Origin of the sequence: Kroppenstedtia guangzhouensis, assembly GCF_014637345.1 — a bacterium.
GTDB classification, from domain to species: domain Bacteria; phylum Bacillota; class Bacilli; order Thermoactinomycetales; family DSM-45169; genus Kroppenstedtia; species Kroppenstedtia guangzhouensis.
This window is the reverse complement of record NZ_BMEX01000004.1, coordinates 146719-165278: the sequence shown is the minus strand read 5'-3', so window position 1 is coordinate 165278 and position 18560 is coordinate 146719. Positions and strand designations below refer to the sequence as shown.

Annotated in this window: 21 protein-coding genes and 1 pseudogene; 4 read left to right on the top strand and 18 right to left on the bottom strand. The window is 52.9% G+C overall.

Annotated elements, in window-relative coordinates; translation table 11 throughout:
* Window positions 1-84: 84 nt before the first annotated feature.
* A complete protein-coding gene (locus tag IEV46_RS07335; protein WP_188431480.1) occupies window positions 85-567 on the top strand; it encodes a QueT transporter family protein in 483 nt (160 codons plus the stop codon).
* Between the two features lies 1 nt (window position 568).
* On the opposite strand, the gene IEV46_RS07330 is transcribed toward IEV46_RS07335, so the two are convergent.
* Genes IEV46_RS07330 through IEV46_RS07320 form a run of 3 tightly spaced genes read right to left on the bottom strand, consistent with a single transcriptional unit; the run spans window position 569 to window position 3743 of the window.
* The gene (locus IEV46_RS07330) at window positions 569-1999 is read right to left on the bottom strand and encodes a bifunctional metallophosphatase/5'-nucleotidase (protein ID WP_188431478.1); all 1431 of its coding nucleotides are present in this window, start codon (window positions 1997-1999) and stop codon (window positions 569-571) included.
* Between the two features lie 22 nt (window positions 2000-2021).
* Window positions 2022-2843 carry a sulfite exporter TauE/SafE family protein gene (locus tag IEV46_RS07325; RefSeq protein ID WP_188431476.1) on the bottom strand — a complete coding sequence of 274 codons (822 nt, stop codon included), beginning with the start codon at window positions 2841-2843 and terminating at the stop codon, window positions 2022-2024.
* Between the two features lie 42 nt (window positions 2844-2885).
* Entirely contained in the window at window positions 2886-3743 is an 858-nt protein-coding gene (locus IEV46_RS07320; RefSeq protein WP_188431880.1) for a DUF72 domain-containing protein, read from the bottom strand.
* 172 nt (window positions 3744-3915) lie between these two features.
* Here IEV46_RS07320 and IEV46_RS07315 point away from each other — a divergent pair, with 172 nt between their 5' ends.
* Together IEV46_RS07315 and IEV46_RS07310 are read left to right on the top strand one after the other, a co-directional pair.
* Window positions 3916-4344 (top strand): M67 family metallopeptidase, encoded by a 429-nt coding sequence (locus IEV46_RS07315; RefSeq protein WP_188431474.1) that lies wholly within the window; start codon window positions 3916-3918, stop codon window positions 4342-4344.
* Window positions 4345-4358: 14 nt separating this feature from the next.
* Window positions 4359-5840, top strand: coding sequence for a nicotinate phosphoribosyltransferase (locus IEV46_RS07310; RefSeq protein WP_188431472.1), 1482 nt, complete (start codon window positions 4359-4361; stop codon window positions 5838-5840).
* A 112-nt stretch (window positions 5841-5952) separates the two neighbouring features.
* Here IEV46_RS07310 and IEV46_RS07305 read toward each other — a convergent pair whose 3' ends face one another.
* From IEV46_RS07305 to IEV46_RS07270, 8 genes and pseudogenes are all read right to left on the bottom strand, one after another.
* Complete coding sequence (locus tag IEV46_RS07305) at window positions 5953-6777, bottom strand: aldo/keto reductase (RefSeq protein WP_188431470.1); 825 nt, start codon at window positions 6775-6777, stop codon at window positions 5953-5955.
* A gap of 127 nt (window positions 6778-6904) precedes the next feature.
* Window positions 6905-7273: pseudogene (locus tag IEV46_RS07300) on the bottom strand (DsrE/DsrF/DrsH-like family protein); the annotation flags it as partial.
* 231 nt (window positions 7274-7504) lie between these two features.
* Entirely contained in the window at window positions 7505-8299 is a 795-nt protein-coding gene (locus IEV46_RS07295) for a sulfite exporter TauE/SafE family protein (protein WP_188431468.1), read from the bottom strand.
* Between the two features lie 368 nt (window positions 8300-8667).
* Window positions 8668-8898 carry a sulfurtransferase TusA family protein gene (locus IEV46_RS07290; protein ID WP_188431466.1) on the bottom strand — a complete coding sequence of 77 codons (231 nt, stop codon included), beginning with the start codon at window positions 8896-8898 and terminating at the stop codon, window positions 8668-8670.
* Between the two features lie 23 nt (window positions 8899-8921).
* On the bottom strand, window positions 8922-10061 hold the full coding sequence (locus IEV46_RS07285) for an MBL fold metallo-hydrolase (RefSeq protein WP_188431464.1): 1140 nt from the start codon (window positions 10059-10061) through the stop codon (window positions 8922-8924).
* Window positions 10062-10085: 24 nt separating this feature from the next.
* Window positions 10086-10484: a DsrE/DsrF/DrsH-like family protein gene (locus tag IEV46_RS07280; RefSeq protein WP_188431462.1), complete on the bottom strand. Its 399-nt coding sequence runs from the start codon at window positions 10482-10484 to the stop codon at window positions 10086-10088.
* A 21-nt stretch (window positions 10485-10505) separates the two neighbouring features.
* Window positions 10506-11075, bottom strand: a complete 570-nt coding sequence (locus tag IEV46_RS07275; protein ID WP_009711459.1) for a sulfurtransferase TusA family protein — start codon at window positions 11073-11075, stop codon at window positions 10506-10508.
* Between the two features lie 18 nt (window positions 11076-11093).
* The gene (locus IEV46_RS07270; RefSeq protein ID WP_229735958.1) at window positions 11094-11327 is read right to left on the bottom strand and encodes a rhodanese-like domain-containing protein; all 234 of its coding nucleotides are present in this window, start codon (window positions 11325-11327) and stop codon (window positions 11094-11096) included.
* Between the two features lie 258 nt (window positions 11328-11585).
* On the opposite strand from IEV46_RS07270, the gene IEV46_RS07265 reads away from it, so the two are divergent.
* Window positions 11586-12938: a glycosyl hydrolase family 18 protein gene (locus tag IEV46_RS07265; protein WP_188431460.1), complete on the top strand. Its 1353-nt coding sequence runs from the start codon at window positions 11586-11588 to the stop codon at window positions 12936-12938.
* Between the two features lie 7 nt (window positions 12939-12945).
* Here IEV46_RS07265 and IEV46_RS07260 read toward each other — a convergent pair whose 3' ends face one another.
* From IEV46_RS07260 to IEV46_RS07230, 7 genes are all read right to left on the bottom strand, one after another.
* Window positions 12946-13212, bottom strand: a complete 267-nt coding sequence (locus tag IEV46_RS07260; protein WP_009711456.1) for a metal-sensing transcriptional repressor — start codon at window positions 13210-13212, stop codon at window positions 12946-12948.
* Window positions 13213-13277: 65 nt separating this feature from the next.
* Window positions 13278-13763, bottom strand: coding sequence for a DsrE/DsrF/DrsH-like family protein (locus tag IEV46_RS07255; RefSeq protein ID WP_188431457.1), 486 nt, complete (start codon window positions 13761-13763; stop codon window positions 13278-13280).
* Between the two features lie 14 nt (window positions 13764-13777).
* Entirely contained in the window at window positions 13778-14005 is a 228-nt protein-coding gene (locus tag IEV46_RS07250) for a sulfurtransferase TusA family protein (RefSeq protein WP_009711454.1), read from the bottom strand.
* 45 nt (window positions 14006-14050) lie between these two features.
* Entirely contained in the window at window positions 14051-15505 is a 1455-nt protein-coding gene (locus IEV46_RS07245; protein WP_188431455.1) for an alpha/beta hydrolase family protein, read from the bottom strand.
* Window positions 15506-15843: 338 nt separating this feature from the next.
* On the bottom strand, window positions 15844-16686 hold the full coding sequence (locus IEV46_RS07240) for a sulfurtransferase (RefSeq protein WP_009711452.1): 843 nt from the start codon (window positions 16684-16686) through the stop codon (window positions 15844-15846).
* 194 nt (window positions 16687-16880) lie between these two features.
* Window positions 16881-17849 (bottom strand): adenosylcobinamide-phosphate synthase CbiB, encoded by a 969-nt coding sequence (gene cbiB / locus IEV46_RS07235; protein ID WP_188431453.1) that lies wholly within the window; start codon window positions 17847-17849, stop codon window positions 16881-16883.
* Window positions 17846-18544, bottom strand: a complete 699-nt coding sequence (locus IEV46_RS07230) for an adenosylcobinamide amidohydrolase (protein ID WP_188431451.1) — start codon at window positions 18542-18544, stop codon at window positions 17846-17848. Before IEV46_RS07230 ends, cbiB begins: the two co-directional genes overlap by 4 nt.
* Window positions 18545-18560 lie beyond the last annotated feature (16 nt).

Below are 18560 nucleotides of genomic sequence, written 5' to 3'. Positions count from 1 at the left end.
AAATCCCTGTTTAATCTTCCCTTCGGGGGAAGAAACCATCCTGAACATGGGTTATACTAAGGGGCGGAGAGGAGGCACCGAAGCATGTCAGCAAAAAAAATCGCCCCTATTGCCATGATCGCCGCCATCTATGCGGTGCTGACCTTGACGCTCTATCCGCTTTCTTACGGAGTGATTCAATTTCGCATCTCAGAAGTGATGACCGTCCTTCCCTATCTGACCCCCCTGGCCGTCCCCGGACTGTTTGTCGGAGCGTTGATCGCCAACCTGTTCAGCCCAGTCGGTTTTTATGATGTTGTCTTCGGAAGTCTGGCTTCCCTGATCGCCGCTTGGTTGACGGCACGGATGCCGACCCGGTGGTTGGCCCCGTTGCCCCCGGTTTTGGTCAATGCCGTCATCGTCGGAACTTTGTTGAAAACTGTCAGCAATCTCGACGTCACCCTGCCTGCGGCCATGTTTTATGTGGGTGTCGGCCAATTGGTCATCTGTTACGGTCTGGGCCTTCCCTTCCTATATGTAATGGAGCGGTTCCAGGACCGGATTCCCGGTGCCCGTCCCCGCTCCTGAATCAACCGGAATCGCGCCAACGGGGACGAAAGCTCCTCTCCGGCGCCCCGGTTTGCCGGAGATGATGAGCCAGTACATCCCGCAAAAATTCCGGCAAAAAATACTTTATCTCTTTTCCCTTTTTGAACTCCCCATATCCGGCCCCAAAGGTGAACATATCGATGGTGGCCACCCGGTAGTTCCGATCTTCTTTCAACAATGCCCCGTTGATCTGAACCCGTTCCAAACGTTGGCCGGGTGGCTTCAACGGGTTCACCTCCGCTTCCATCCCCGCCAGGTTCATCATCCCCAGCTTTTTGCCGCGGAAACCAAACCCCCGGATCTCCCGTTCCTGCTGTTCCCGGATTAGGGATTCTTCCAAAATCCTCCGAATCTGTCTTCCGGACAACACGAGTTGCACCGGGTTGATCGGATGGGGGCAGATCCGATGGAGATGTGCCCGGGTGACCCAACCCGCCTGCAACCCTCCCAGCAATTGGCCGGCATTCACCAAGGCACAGTCGGAATCCGGCACCCATTGGAGCAATCCGTCCGCCAGAAAATTGCCCAGGGGGGATTCTGCATACCAATCGATGGGAAGAGGGCGGTTCAGCTCCCGGATCGCTTCGGAAAGCCGTTTCTCCGCTTCCCTGCGAAATAAGTCGATTTGATCCTTCACCCGAGGGTCGGGATCGATGTTGGCCACCGGCAAACACCGAGCTTCCCGGCCGGTCACCCTTTGTCGAACCGGATCAAAATCCAGCATGACATGTCCCACATGGCCGCCGAATTTTCCCGCCCCGGTGATCAGAGTGTTCCCCACCCGTTCCGGAACCTCCAACAGATGATGGGTGTGGGAGCCCAGGATCACATCGATTCCCGGAACCACCTCCGCCAACCGGCGGTCGTTACCCAGACCCAAATGGGAAAGAATCACTACAGCATGAACGTCCTTCCGAAGATGGCTGACGACCCGGGGCAGCACCTCAAAAGGATCGGACACTTGCCACCCCAGCAATTTATAAAACTGTGGAAACGGGATCGTCACTCCCAGAAATCCGATGCGAAATCCATCCACATCCCGTATCTCCCAAGACTTGATCCAAGGAGGACGTTGTCCGTTCACCTCTTCCACATTGAGTGCCAACACTTCAAACGGGGCTTTCTCATACAGATCGTGGAGCTCCTCTTTGGAAAAGGTGAGCAACTCATTGTTACCCAGAGTGACCAGTTCATACCCCGTGACATCCATCACCGCGCGGTTGGCTCGGCCCAGGGTTCCTTCCGTCTCCAAGCTGAACCGATCCATATGGTCGCCCAGATCCACCCGAAACACTTTTTCCCCTTCGCCTTCCAACTGTTCGGACAGCCTGTGAAGAAGGGTATGGATGGCCGGCATCGATTCAAAATGGCTGTGAAGATCATTTGTATAGAGGATATGCACCCGACTCATGCAGTTCACTCCACCTCCTCGGTCAGGAAAGACCTTCGACGATCATCCGGATCGCCACCACCGCGATCGCCAACTTCAAGGCCCACATCAGGGCGGTACTGCTCATTTTGCGGGAAATCCAGGCTCCCAACTTTCCACCGACCCAGGCACCGGGAGCGATCAAAAGCACCGCCATCCATTCGATATTTCCCTGAAAGAGATGGGTGATGGAGCCGGTGATGGATGACAGGAAAATGACAAACATGGACGTGGCGGTGGCCACATGGGGCGGAAACCGGAACAAAAGCACCATCAGCGGCACCAACAGCGCTCCGCCGCCGATCCCAAACAAACCAGAGAGCAACCCTACCCCAAAACCACCGGTCAGGGCGATGGTGCGATGGTAACCGTAACGGTATATATTCCCTTCCGCATCCGTAAATTCCCGCCGAACGCTCCATTTTACCCTTCCCACTTTCAGCCGGTCGCCAAATGTCAACAGAAGCGCAATGGAAATCATCAGCACTCCGAAGATGATAAAAAACAGGCCCCCGGTAAAATAACGGGTCAACCACGCCCCCAAAATCGCTCCGGGGCCACTCCCCAAAAAAAGGCTCCAACCGCTTGAAAAATCGACACGCTTCTGTCGGGCGTAGGAAAGAGTGGATGAAAGCGCGGTGATGATCACCAGCATCAAGGATGTTCCCACTGCTATTTGAGGCGTGATATGTTCCACCTCGGAAAAGCGGGAAGCGAGGAACAGCAAGGCTGGAACTGTGATAATTCCTCCTCCCAGCCCGACGATGGTACCCACGGTACCGGATACGAGACCGATGACAAGAAACAGAATCAGTTTTAAAAGCATACTCCCTCCAAGACGTTCTGAGTTATCCCATAGAAGAAAACCTCAAAATATCCCCAACTGCCGGGGTGCCAATCCTTTCATCTCCAAATTCATCAATTCCATCATCTGTTTAGCATTGTCCGCTGCATCTCCCCGAGAGTTGTTGTTAAACAGCAAGGTCACCTGTTCCACCTGTTCCTTCAGTTTTTGAACGCGGTCCACCCACTCCATCAACTCTGCCCCAGTATATCGATAAGCATAGCGAACACTCCGCCAGTCCGCATTTGACCGGCCGTTTTGGTTCCAGCCCGACCGGTTGCGACCATGGAAACGAATCAGTGCCTGACGGGGGTGTGTGACAGCGGGAACGATCGGAACCGAACCGATGCCAGCCTGAGGCTCATCACAAATCACATGGATCCATCCTTCCTCTTCGAGAAAGCGAAGCGTCCGCTCCCGGAACCGGGGTTCAAACCAAGTCCGGTTTCGAAATTCCACCGCCAGGGAAATGTCGGGGAAGGCCTGACGACAGCACCGGATGTACCGGACATGCTCCAGAGTGCACTCATACCAGGGTGGAAACTGAAACAACACCGCGGTCAATTTCCCCGCTCTCTCCATCGGACGGATGGATGCGGCAAATTCCTGAAATATCTCCTTCATCGAACGGATCGGCGCCCCTTCCCGCCGGCCGTGACCCGTCATCTCCCGGTAAGCTTTCACCACGAACCGAAATGCTTCCGGCGTCTCCTCCTCCCATTGCGCCATCCGCTCCGGGGGAGGGATCACATGATAGGTCGTATCCACCTCCACCACTGGAAAGTGACCGGCATAAAGGGGCAATTTCCTTCGATCGGCAGTCCCGGCAGGATACAGGTCGTGATCCCCCCATCCGCAAACACCGATCTGGATCGGATTCAACAACGGGATTCACCCCCTTTTCATTCCGACATTGTATCACAGGTCACGACTCCAAAACTCGATCCTTTTTGCCCAACCAGACATTTCGGAGTAAAATAGAGAAGTCAATGAACGGACTCCGAAAAAATGTGGGGGTTAGGGTTCTCCCGATCCTGTCTATGAGGTGGAAGCGGTGGCTCTTTTGACGATCTCGATCCGAAGTGATGTGATCCATCAAATTGAAAGACACTGTCTGCGGGAATTGCCGCGGGAAGGTTGCGGACTCCTGGCCGGTCACGGCCGGGAAATCACCCGCTTTTTTCCCATACCCAATCGAGACGCCTGCCTTCACTCTTTTTCCTTTGAGCCACGAGCTTATCTGGAAACCCTGAAAGAGATGCGAAGGCTCGGTCTGGATCTTCTCGGAATTGTACATTCCCATCCTTGTTCAGACCCCCGTCCCTCCGCCAAGGATATTCAAGAATGGCATTACCCCGAGTTGACCAGTTGGATCCTGTCTCTCAAAAACCATGAGCCCCGATTATCCGCCTACTGTATCCAAAACGGGGAGGTCTTTCCGGTCATGTATCTGGTGTCCGGTCCGGCCTCCGACTCGAGTTGAATGGAGTGAACTCAATGCAAACCCAAGAGGGGTGGGCTTTACACACGGACAAGTACCAAATCACTATGATGTACGCCCACTGGAAAAATGGCACCCACCTCCGGCGAAGAGCCTTTGACCTTTATTTTCGCAGACTCCCTTTTGGCAACGGCTTCGCTGTTTTTGCCGGCTTGGAACGAGCTGTCCAATATTTGGATAACCTTAAATTTTCCCCTGAGGAGATTCAATATCTTGCGGATCAACCGGAAAAGTTTGACCCCGCTTTTTTGGATTTGCTACGAAACTTCCGCTTTACCGGGAATGTTCAGGGGATGAAGGAAGGGACTGTGGTTTTTCCCAATGAACCCCTGCTTCGCCTGGAAGGAACCATTCTGGAATTGCAACTGGTGGAAACGGCCCTGCTCAACTTTATCGGCTACCAAACCCTCATCGCCACCAAAGCGGCTCGAATCAAGTCCGTGGCGGGCAATGATACGTTGCTGGAGTTCGGCACCCGTCGGGCACAGGAGAAGGATGCAGCCCTTTGGGGAGCCCGGGCCGCTTATCTGGCGGGATTTGACGGGACCTCCAATCTTCAGGCCGGTGAACGTTTCGGCATCCCCGTCAGCGGAACCCATTCCCATGCCTGGGTGCAGGATTTTGACAGCGAACTGGAGGCTTTTCGCGCCTTTGTCAAAGCCTATCCCGACGATTCCGTGCTATTGGTGGACACCTATGATACCCTTCGCAGTGGTGTTCCCCACGCCATCCAAGTCGGCCTGGAACTGAAAGAACAGGGGCATCGCCTGGCAGGAATCCGGCTGGACAGCGGGGATTTGGCCTATCTCTCCAAAGAAGCCCGCCGGATGTTGGATGAAGCGGGACTGACCGACACCCGGATCGTCGCTTCCAGTGATCTGGATGAAGACACCCTGCTCAACTTGAAATCCCAGGGTGCTCAGGTCGATGCCTGGGGGGTGGGAACCCGTTTGATCACCGCTTATGATCAACCCGCCCTCGGGGCCGTCTATAAATTGGTGGCCCGGTACCAAAATAACGAGTGGGTCCCATCCATCAAGATCTCTTCCAATCCGGAAAAGGTGACCACCCCCGGACTGAAATCGGTCTATCGCATTATCGACCGTCACACCAACAAGGCCCGTGCCGACCTGATCACCCCGGCAGGCCAACAGGTGGATGAAGGAAAAACTCTCACCCTGTTTCATCCGATACACACCTACCGGAAGAAAAAAGTGCGTCACTTTCGGGCGGTCCCCCTCCTGGAGCCGATCTTTGAAAACGGAAAACGGGTGTATGAATTGCCCACCCTGGAAGAGATCAAGGCCCACTATCAGGAACAGCGCACCTTGTTTTGGGAGGAGTACCTTCGTCTGTTGAACCCGGAAGAGTTTCCGGTGGATCTGAGCGACGAACTGTGGGAAACCAAACAAAACCTGATTCGGAAGATCTATCAGCAGATCCGCACCGAAAACGGCAACGGAAATGGAAAGTCATAAACCAAAAGCCGGTCTTCCCGGCTTTTTTATTGTGCTACCATTTGCTTTTTGAAAATCCGCCGATAAAAGTCTTTTACCTGAGCCAGTCGGGCACAGTGAAAAGACGGACGGGTTACCGCACGTTCATTTCGTTGGGATGCGGGCCTTTGCGGGCGTTACGGTCGAGGGTGTCGATCGCCTTCATCTCTTCTGCAGTCAGCTCAAAGTCAAAGACATCAAAGTTTTCTTCAATCCGTGATGGTGTCACCGACTTTGGAATGACAATGGTGTTGTTTTGCAGGTGCCAACGCAGGATCACTTGGGCATGGGTCTTGCCGTGAGTGGCAGCGATCTTTTCAATTTCCTTGTCATGAAGCACTTCCCCGCCTTGGTTCAGGGGACTCCACGCCTCAACAAAAATATCATGAGTGGCACAAAACTCTTTCAGCTCTTTTTGGGCCAAGTAAGGATGACATTCCACTTGGTTGAGCACCGGCTTGATCTCACACTCGTTCAAAAGACGCTCCAAGTGCTCCACTTCAAAGTTACACACGCCGATCGACTTCACCCTGCCGTCTTTATAAAGCTTTTCCAGCGCCTTGTATGTATCCACATATTGATCATATTTTGGGGTCGGCCAATGGATCAGATACAGATCGACATAATCCATTCCCAATCGTTCCAAGCTCTCATCATAGGCCTTTAACGTTTTCTCATATCCCTGGTCGCTGTTCCAGACTTTCGTCGTCACAAAGAGATCTTCCCGCGGGATGCCGGATTCCTTGATCGCTTTGCCGACACCGGTTTCGTTGCGGTAAATCATGGCCGTGTCGATGGAGGTGTAGCCGACTTCCAGCGCTTTGGCCACGGCTGCGGTCACTTTTTCGTTTTCGACTTGCCACACACCAAACCCGAGCTGAGGCATTTTCAACCCGTTGTTCAATGTAACCGTAATCATATCGATCAACTCCTTCGAAATAATTTCGACCACAGAAACAGTATACCACAGCAGACACTCCAATTGTCAGATTGTTCAGGCCCTCCTTATCAGGGTGTGTCTGGTAATTCCATGTTTCGCGATGATAGGCGAAATTAAGAAAAGTGGCTGCTCCTCCGATTTCGACCCCGTCAATCAGCTGCTCTTTTTTGATGTTCATCACATCCATCGTCATCTGACATCCGATCATCTTGACTCCGGATTCCCTGGCCATATTCAACATCTCCGGGATTCCGGGAACATTGGCTCTCTTAAACCCCTCAACAAAATGTTCCCTTCCCGGTCCCATCGTCAAGGCTCGATTGCCCTCCCGATGGATAATATTCAGACCCTCAAACGTGAAAAAAACGGAGACTTCGGCTTCTGTGGCAGCGGCGGCTGTGGCGATGTTCAGCACCTTGTAAGCATCATCCAGCCCTCCGTTGCTCGCGATGGTGGCCACAGGACGGTTTCCCAACCTGGTTCCCTCCTCAGTCGGTTTCAGTTTTCCCGGTCCACTCTTTCATTCCGGTGATCACATTTTTAATTCAACAGTTGACAGGAGGCCGGTTGCCCGTCCTGCAAATCACATAATATTTTTTGTCCGGGTTCAGCTCGGAAATTCGTTCTTCCAATCCTGTACGGGAGGAACAAGGGAAGGAGTTACCCTGAAGAAAAATGGGACTTTTTACCCAAGCTCTATCTTCCGTCACACCAGGATCTCCCACCAGACCTGGACCGCCGTGGCCAAAATCAAGATGGCCAAAGCATATTGCAGAATACGGATATTGGCCTTTTTCCCGATGAAAGCACCCACCGGTGCCCCCAACAAACTTCCGATGACCAGAATGGCCGAAGGTCCCCACAGGACATGACCGGTCATCACCTTGCCAAGGGTTCCCCCGATGGAGGACAGGAACACAATCGCCAGGGATGAAGCAATCGTGACCCGGGTTGGAATGTGAAGGATCGAAATCATGATCGGGATCAGGATAAAAGCGCCCCCCGCCCCCACAATTCCGGAGAGAAGTCCGACAATGAAAGAAGAAATGATGGCAATCAGCCGGTTGTATGAAAGATCGGTGGTATCCACGCCGTCAGTGATCTCCCTGTTCTTCCCGCGGTCCGGAAGAAACATCATGACAGCCGCAACAGCGGCCAACAGGCCGTAAATCACGTTGATAAGATCATCGGGAAGATATTTGGATCCATAACCTCCCAGCAAACTCCCAATCACGATGCTGACACCCATGTCCAGCACCAGGCGGCCGTTGATCAGATTGCTCTTCTTATAGGCAAGCACCCCGGCCAAGGTGGCAAACAACACCTGAACCATGGCCAGCGCCGAAACTTCCTGGGCCGTATAATACGCCGCACCGAAAAAGGCTGGGATGTAAAGAAGCATCGGGTATTTTACGATGGAGCCTCCGATTCCCAGCATCCCCGAAAGCAGCGAACCCATAAAGCCAATCAGAAACAGGATTGTGATCAACTCGATCGACATCTTAAAAACCCTCCCTGAACGTTAAAATATATAAAATCTGTTTTAAACTGCATGAATCGGAACCCATTTGTTCTCTCTCACTTGACCCCAATGAAAGGGCAGGAGAGCGCCGACAGACTCCAATTGAATATCGGAGAGTGAGAAGACGGAAATCCCCTGTAAAATTCCCCAAAAACCTTGCCCTCCGGACTCCTTTCATGAAAGAATCGCAGATTTTGTAGATATTTTTTCCTCCGCTCCCTGTCGAAAATACATATACCCCCATGCGTATATTATACCTTACAAGGATACATAACACAATCCCGCTTCGCGATGCTTCCCGGCGTGAAAAAACCAGATCGGGATTCTCCCGATCTGGTGGCGGTGATTCACTCTGCCTTTTTTACATAGAAGGTGTAGACGCCCCCGTCTTCCCTGTGTTCCAGCAGTTCGTGCCTGGTTTGATTTACCCAGCTCTGGAAGTCCTTCACGGAACCCGGATCGGTGGTGATCAACTCCATCACTTCCCCGGCATTCAGTTGATCGATTCCTTTTTTGGCCCGCACGATCGGCATCGGGCAGGAAAGTCCTTTGGCGTCTACCGTCAGATCTGCTTTCATGTGATAAAACCTCCTTGTGATTGTTAACCGTGATGGTGAACCGCACACCGATTCGGGCCGATTTCCAACTCTGTGGCCTCTTCTTCGCCGACTGACTTTTCACCGCGGTTGATGGCAATGATCGCCTCATAGTTCGGCGGGGTTTCGGTGGAGGCCGCTCCGGCGACCATCTCGGTGAAAGCCGCTTTTTCCGTGGTCTGCATAGCTTTGTTGTTACGACGGATCGTTCCCAATCTCTCTCCGACAATTCCTTGCTCATTGATCTCGCTGAGGTCAGCGAAGTGGGCGGGAAGTACCAGCACATCATCAGCCAGATCATTCAATTGGTTAAACACAGTGTCGTACAGCATTTCTGCCCATTCCCGTGCTTTTCCTCCCAGATCGGGACGGCCCAGTCCGCCGACAAAGATGGTGTCACCGGAAAGCATGAAACGCTTATTGATGAAAAAGGAGACGCTTCCAGGTGTATGTCCCGGGGTTTCAAGTGCCAACACTTCCACTTCCACATCCCCGAAATGGATGTGTTTGTTCTCCTCCAGCGGCTTGTACGCGAAGGGAGGTGTCCCCTGGAGATCACTGGTGGTGACGAAATAATCGGCTCCCGTTTTCTTGGCCAGAGCCGGCCCACCGGAAATATGGTCCGCATGGACGTGGGAGTCCAGGATGTGGGTGATTTTGGCTCCTTCCCGGGCAGCCAGTTCCGTATAGACATCGAGATGGCGACCAGGGTCCACCACCGCTGCTTCTCCCTTGGAGAAGATCATATAGGAGAGGCAGCCTTTGGCCAGCCGATTGATTTGATACAACTTCAACTGTTCCTCTTCGTGAACCAGAATGGTATTGTAAACTTGGCTCCAAGCCTTCATCCCGCCATCCAGAGAAGCGGCGCGGAATCCTTTGCCATCGAGGATTTCCGCCACGTACTCGGAAGAGCCACCTTTGGCGCAAACCGTCACAATATCCTTGTCTTTCGGGAGACGGTCATCAGCCACATCCTCATCATCCAGGAATTCAAAATACGGGATGTTGAGGGATTCAATAGTTTTCCCCTCAATTTTCCAGTCTTCGTAATCCCCTTCATTCCGGACATCCAGGATGAACAAAGATTCACCTTTGTTCATTTTGTCGCGAAGCTGTTCAGCGGAAAGGTTGTACACAGCCATCGTATTGATCCTCCTTTATCGATTTTAAAAAGTCAGTGTGATGTCAGCATCGTAAGCAAAATCAAGAAACGTGGCCGCCCCGCCCACTTCCACACCGTCGATGAGCTCTTCTTTCTTCAGCCCCATCACATCCATCGTCATCTGACAAGCGATCATCTGAACGCCGGATTCCCGGGCGATCTCCAAGATTTCTCCAATCGAAGGCACATGGGCCCGTTTGAAGCCTTGGACAAAATGTTCCTTCCCTGAACCCATTTGCAGATGTTGATGATTTTGGCGATGGATGATATTCAGCCCTTCAAAGGTGAAGAAGATGGAAACCTCCGCATCGGTGGCCGCGGCCGCCGATGCGATGTTCAAGATTTTGTAAGCATCGTCAAGAGCACCGTTTCCTGCAATGATTGCCACGCGTTTGTCAGCCATTCTGTAACTCCTCCAAAAACTTCAGTTCGTCTCTGTTTCCCCGTCCCAATCCTTCATACCGGGGACCACGTTCTTAACAGTGGGGAACCCCTTTTCCGCAAGAAGCTGGCAGGCATGATCGCTCCGGCTTCCACTGCGGCAGATCACCCAGATTTCCCGGTTGGAGTCCAGCTCACCGAATCGTTCCCCCATTTCACCCATAGGGATCGAAATGGCTCCCGGGATATGGCCAAAAGCGTACTCCATGGGTTCCCGTACATCCACCAACTGCACGCCCGCCTCTTTGTAACGGGACTTTACCTCATCCAGAGAGATCACATGAGGATATTTCTTCTCCTCTTGTTCTTCACCTTCAGAGGCTTTTCGGAGGAAATGGTGCAGAACACCATCTTCCTCAGTGGAACCCAGGTATTGATGACCCGTTCGCTCCGCCCAACTCTTGATGTCGGCCAGGGAACCTTTGTCGGTGGCTTCCACCTCCAGCACTTCTCCCGGAAGGATTTCCTGAATCGCCTTCCGTGTCTTCACGATCGGCATCGGACAGGACAATCCTTTGCAGTCCAATTTGTGGTCCACTTTGTATGCAGACATCCCATCACTCCTCTCTGGTCAACGTTCCAAGTCCCCTGTCCACTCCAGGAGACCCCCTTCCATGTTGTACAGGCGAGTAAATCCTTTAAGAGACAAGTATTCACAAGCTTGTCCGCTGCGGTTTCCGCTGCGGCAGATCAGAATCATTTCCTGATCCGGATCCATTTCCCGCCACACCAAGGGCAAGCGGCTCAAAGGCACCGAACGGGAACCGGGAATCCGCCCAGAGGCGAACTCTTCATCCTCCCGCACATCGATGAGATGGAGACCGCCTCCATTCGACGCGTTACCTCAACGGCGAAAATATTTTTCCAATTGGACATCTTGCTACTCCTCTCTCCACCCCCCAAATACCCCTATAGGTATGTTGTGAGGCAAAAAATAACCCCTTCTCTGGTTTAGAGTATACCCCTATGGGTATATGATGTCAATACATAAAATAAATTTTTTCAGAGCGATGTATGAACTTCCCATTTATCCCTCAGACTATCGGATCAAGGAGGAGGTGGGATGGGTTTGTTTGCAATTCGGATTCTGAGTGTTTTTGCTCTGTTGCTCAACGGAATCTTCCCCCCTTTCCAGATGGTGTCAGCGACTCCGCGGGCTCAGGGGACTGTGATCGAAACCGTTCGCAAAGGGGATACCTTGCAAAAGGTGGCCCTTCGTTACCGAACGGATTGGAAGCATTTGAAACGGATCAATGGGTTGACCCGAAACGGGTTGGTTCCCGGACAATCTCTCCTTGTCCCCGGAACCCGATTGAAAATCAGGAATGGGGACAGTGCATGGGACATCTCCCTGCGGCACGGTTTGAATCTTCGTCAGCTCAAAAAAGCAAACCCCGGTAAAAGACTTTCTTCTTTAAGACCGGGCACCTGGCTGAATATTCCCCAACCCCGTAAAAGAAACATTTCCACCGGACAATTTTTTGTTCCGACGGGAGTTCCGGAGAAGGACCGGCAACTCCTCCGCCGATATCGACAGGTTTCCCGGGTGGGACTTTTCCATATTCCCATCCGACCCAACGGAGCCCTGGGAGTTCGCTCCTTCGGGACAGCCACCTCTCAAATTCGGCGACAGGGTCAATTCGCCTACCCGGTGGTGACCAATCTGACCGACCAAGGATTTGACGACAACCTAGCGCGGAAAGTTCTCTCCCGCCCGACAGCACGGAAAACTCTGGTGGACAGTATTTGGCACTTGCTGAAGGCCAACCGATTTCAGGGAGTCATGCTGGATATCGAAGGATTGAAACCCCTGGACCGAAAGATTTTCAATCGATTCCTCCGGGAATTGAGTCACAAGTTGCATGCATCCGGCATGGAAGTCACCATCTCCGTTCCACCCAAACAGAGTCCCGGCGCACCGGCCCATTCAGGAGCCTACGATTACCCATGGATCGGACGATTTGCCGACCGGATCTTTGTGATGGCCTATGATTGGTACATCCCGCCCTACACTCGCTCCGGTCCGTCTGCACCCTACGCTGAGGTGAAAGCTACCATGAAATACGCGTCTTCCGTCATTCCCCGCCACAAGCTATACCTGGGGATTCCCTTATATGCCTATGAATGGGTGACGGGGACCAATCAGGGCACGGCTTACTCTCAGTCGAAGGCCATAGAAAAGGCTGTGGATCACGGAAGTGTCATCCATTTTGACGTCCAATCCAGAAATTCCTGGTTTCGGTACCGGGAGAAAGGTAAAACCCGCACGGTTTGGTTTGAGGATGCCCGCAGTCTCTCCAACAAGTTTCAATTGGTTCGTAATATGGGATGGGCGGGGATGGGGGGATGGCAGATGGGCCTGCTTTTCCCGCAGGGGGAAGCGCTTCTGGAAAAGCAGTTTCGGATGGTAAGGTAAAAAACCTTTATCGGCTGTTGATCAGCAACCGGACGGCCTCGTCCAGCATCTGACTGCTCTCCCCCTCTTCTCCGTTTTGAAATTCATCCAACAGACACTGCTGCAGATTGGCAACCACCAGCAAGGCAATGATGCGGTCCACTGCATTACGGGCAGCCGACAGCTGGGCGACTACCTCCTTGCATCCCTGTTGACCCTCCATCATGCGCAGAACCCCGCCGATCTGTCCTTCCACCCGGCGCAGCCGATTTCTCACATTTTCCTCGTATTTCACAGGTCATCCCTCCCTTCCAATTGGATCAAAGGGCCTGAGGATCTCCATCCCCAGGCCCTGTTTATTTAGATAAAGAGGTTGACTTTGGCTTCATAGGCATCACCCAGGTAAGCAGCCACTCCACCGTAGTCGATGCCGTCGATCAGTTCATCTTTTCCGATCCCCAGCACATCCATGGACATCGTGCAGGCGACTATGTTGACATCCAACTCCTTGGCCATTTCCATGAGTTCCGGCAGGGTGGAGATGTTTTTCTTCTCCATCACTTTTTTCATCATTTTGGAGCCCATTCCGCCCATGTTCATCTTGGAAATTCCCAGTTTACTGGGTCCTTTGGGCATCATCTTTCCGAACATCTTTTCCATAAAATCCTTTTTCTTGGATGAGGTGTAATTCTCTTTCCGAAGAATATTCAGACCCCAGAAAGTGAAGAACATCGTCACCTTGCCGCCCATGGCAGCCGCCCCGGTGGCAATGATGAAGCTGGCAATCGCCTTGTCCAAATCACCACTGAACACCACCAGGGTCGTGTTGTTTTGTTCTTCGGTCATATGAAATCCCCCCTTTACTTTTTCTTTACATAGATGGTGTAGACCCCGTCCGCTTCATAAATATCGATCAGTTCATGGCCAGCAGTCTGAACCCAGGCCTTAAAATCATTTTTTGAACCCGGATCAGTGCTGATCAACTCCAGCACGTCGCCGGAATTTAATTGATCCATCCCTTTTTTGGCCCGCACCAAGGGCATGGGACAGGAGAGTCCTTTGGCATCAACAGTCAAATCGGCTTTCATTCCACAACCCCCTTTGTGAAAAAAGGTTCCATGGTCAATATACCCCTATAGGTATATGTTTGTCAAGTCCGGGTCCCATAACAGAGCCTTCAGTTCCATATGAAAAAACCTCCCGATCGGGAGGTTGGATGATTTACGTTCTGACGGGGCTCCCTTGACGTATTCATCAAAAAACTGCAACAGCTCTTGATTGATCTCACGCAGTATGGAAAGATCCCGTTTACCGAGAAGCGGTGAGTATAACATCGCATCGGAGAAGCTCATATGATCTGACTTCGCGATTACCACTTCAGTTCCGCCATTTTTCAATATTCCCTTTTTTCTTTTCATGTACTCTTCTCCAGCGGGGTCGAATCCCTTCTTTGATACTTGCTCCACCTCCAGCCTTTTGAGATCTGAAGAAATCATAAACAGAAAAGGATTCTGCAACCCATCCTCTATAACAGCTCCGGCCGGGAACCCGTCCATATTCACCCCCGCCCGGATCCGGAGATCCTGATCCATCACCTGAACGGTGGCCGCCCCTCCAAAGGAATGGCCGAACATGCCGATTCGTTCCAAATCCAGCCTTCCCGTCATCCAACCTTGCGGGTCCCGTTGATTCAGTTCCTTCAATTTTCCGATCGCAAATCGTACATCCTCCACCCACACCTTCATGTGTTCATCCATGGACTTCCAATCATCAGTAAACTCCACCATCCCCTCTGTGATCCGACCATCGGGAAAAACCGTTGGGAGAAGCGTGTAGTACGGATGTTCTATACCAAAAACGATATAACCGTGACTCGCCAGCTCCTCAGCCTGATTCGCATACATAAAATTGGACAAACCATACCCAGATGAAAAAATCAATACCGGATATTCTTCTTCCCCCTCTGCCACAGGAACCTCCGCATAGGAGTGATTTTTCCCCTGAAAAACGGAACGGAGCACTGCCCGAATATAGAACGGTTGAGAACTTTCCACCAACCTGGCTTCCTCCGCTTCATAGGCATAGGATGCTTTTTTTGCTTTTTTCGTCAGCTCCGCAGGATACCATGCCCGCACCATGATTTCTCTGTGATCGTCGGGGTCGGTGGTAAAACCCTCCGCCCGCTGCTCATCCACCCAATGGTAATCGGTCCTGCCCACCGCATAAGGCCCTGTCGGCTCTTCCAATTTCACGATGGGAAGCAAATACAAGGGTACGATCAGCGCAATAGCCAACGCCAAGGTTCCCGCAGTTCCTACGATGATCCACTTCCACCTTTTCGGCTTGGTGTCCTGATTCAACCCCCTCCCCCGAACCCGACGGACCCAAAAGCTGAGCCCGCATACCGCAAACAGCATATACAATGGAATCATTTGCACCCTGACCCCATCGACAACCACATGAAAAACCAAAAAAACGACTCCCGACGCAGCAAAACCAAACCACTTTCTCCCCCTCAACCAACCGAAAACAGATCCGTACAATATAATGCTTGTGACAACAAACAAACCAATCTCCAAGGGCTTCATCTTCGTTTTTCCCCCTTCCAGCCACTCAGAAAAGAGAATAGCAAGGAAGAGTGAACGACAGCAAAACAGAAGATAAACAAGAGTTAAACAAGCCCTGTGAGCCAAAAAACCTCCCTGTCGGGAGGATTTGATCTTTTTCTTCACTTGTTTCATAGTTATTTCGTCGAAGGGATGGATTTTCCTGATTCCATAAGCGTGTTGGTCACCATATTTTGGGATAGTCCTGTTCTACCCCGCGACCCTTGCACCTATAGGCACCAGTTTCGCCTGGTTCTCTTCGCTCCCGCTCTCGCTACGACTGTACACGACTCCCTGATCGACTTCCATTCTCTTATTAATCAGTCGCTGATGTTATTTTCTTTTCCCGTCGCCACCGGATTCTGTTCGTAACTGATCCAGTCGCTCCAGCTGCCTGCGTAAAGACGGGCGTCTGTGATTCCGGCGGCGTGAAGGGCAAGTAGATTGGCACAGGCAGTGACACCGGATCCGCAATAGACAATGGCTTGTTTTCCCAAAGCGAAGGCCCATTCTTTTTTCATTTCAGCAGGGTTTTTCCAACGTCCATCCTCCCCCAGGTTCTCCTTCCAAAAGCGATTGACCGCACCCGGGATGTGACCCGCCTTGGCATCGATCGGCTCCGCTTTCCCTTCATAACGGGCAGGCTCACGGGAGTCAATCAGCAAGCCGTCCCAGGCTTTCACTTCTTCCATCCCCACCAGAAGATCCCTGTTTGGATTGGGTACAAACCGGGTGGGCTCCGGCCGGGGAACTTCGTCATTCACCGGATACCCCATCTCTGTCCAGGCCGTGTAGCCTCCGTTGAGGACAAACACCGCCTCATGCCCGAGACACCGCAACATCCACCAGAGACGGGCGGCCATCGCCCCTCCCTGATCATCATAAGCGACGACAGTCCGGCGGCGGTCGATCCCCACCTCCCCCAGCCGATCCGCAAACCGATCCACATCCGGCAGGGGGTGGCGCCCCCCGTGAATCCCAACCGGAGCAGACAGATCCTTTTCCAGATCCAAATACAATGCCCCGGGTATATGGTTCCTGCGATACCCCTCTTTTCCGGACTGGGGACGAGTCAGGTCGAACCGGCAGTCCACCACCACCAGATCAGGGTCTTTCAGATGTTCATACAACCATTCCGGAGTGACTAACGGATTCCTGTTCAAATCACATGCACCTCCTGGATCGGATGGCACCGGATGAGCGACGGGAGCAGCACCAGTGCATCCCTTCTTCAACCTAGATGCGTTATGCAGTGCTGGCCGATTGGTCGGGACAGGGTTTCACATGACTTTCTCGTTGTTCTTGCGGATCCAAAATCACTTCATTTAAAACCCACCCCTCCTTGTGAACAGCTTTTTCACAATGCTTCTACAGTGTAACAGAAAAAGGCTGCCGCCCAGGCAAAAAGCCAGCTGCAAAGAATCAATACCCCGACAGCCTCCCTGATGTTGTCCGGGGTCTTCGGGCACAGGGAATCCCCCAGGGTGGCTCTGCGGGAAAGAATTCCGCGATAACGGTTTTCCCCTCCCAGTTGAATCCCCAGTCCGCCCGCCATCAGGGACTCAGTGATCCCGCTGTTGGGACTGGGATGTTTTCTGGCATCCCTTTGAAGTATTCGCCAGGCTCGTCGGGCGGAGTGACCTTTCAGGGCGAGGGCTGCCAGCATCGGCAAGATGGTGAGGCGGGCCGGCACCCAGTTGGCCAGATCGTCCAACCGGGCGGAAGCCCAGCCCAGATCCCGATACTGTTCATCCTTGTACCCCACCATGGAGTCCAAGGTGTTGACGGCCCGATAGGCCAATGCCAAAGGCGCACCTCCCAGGGCGGCATAGAAGAGGGGAGAAGTGACGGCGTCCACAATATTTTCCGCCACGGTCTCCACCGCCCCCCGAACCACTTCGGGTTCCTCCAGTTGATCCGTATCCCGTCCGACCACCATGGACAACGCTCTCCGGGCTCCCGGCAGGTCCCCTTCTTCCAATGCGTGAAAAATCCCACGACCCGCATCCGCCAACCCTTTCACAGCGATGGTGGTGGAGATCATCCACACCTCCAGCAGGCGGGCAGCCCACCAGGAAAAAGACTCCACTCCGGCCAACAGGAAATAAGAAACAGTATAGACCGTTCCCAATACAGTAGCGGGAAGAAGGCAACCAAGCAGACGAATCGACCAACCTTCCCGAAGGCTTTCCATCACCCGGCGCAGGATTCCTTCCACCCGGGTGATCAGCCACCCCATTCCCACCACCGGATGGGGAAGATGGCGTGGATCCCCCACCAAACTGTCCACAGCGCAAGCGAGAAGCAAAGTGAAAGCCGGGATCATCTCCGCCGACGCTCCCGAAGCACCGCTTCCCGTACCGCTTCCCGCACTGCCTGCCCCACTGCCTGTCCCAGAGGACTGGCTGCACCGGCATAGGCATGCACATATCCCTCTCTTTCTCGCTGGGTGGAAGCAATCATCACCGCATCCGTAGTCGTCCCCGTGGCAACCCGCCCCTCCCCATCCTTCACATCCAGTTCCTGAAGAGCTGCCGCTTTCGCCTCGGTGACGGTGATCACTGTATTCACCATCGCTCCCTCTGTCAGCTTTCCGTCCACCACCAGAATGATGTTGATCGTTCCCTGATTGGGCCCCTCGGTGAAAACCGGTCCCGGAGATCCCATCCTGGCGGCATTGCCCACACCGGCGGTGACGATGGCAGCCACCTGTACCAGGAGATCCCCCATTTTGATCACGGATGCGTCCTCCACCCGGGCAGCTGTCAGCATGGCCGGAGTCTGTTTTGGATCATAGCCTTTCTCCGCCAACCAGCGTCGGGTCTCACCCATCGGATCTGATTCCCGGTATTCTTTGTCTACATGGCGATTCACCAAATTCCGCCAATATCCCCTCCCACCGCCCACGGGAGCGTTGGAGAGCACCGCCAGTGGTGTGGCGGAGGAGAGGCAAAGATGGCTTTTTTCCATGTGAAGGAACAGATTGTCTTCAGTAAACAAACGACGAACAATCGGCCTCATCCCTTTCTCCCCCTCT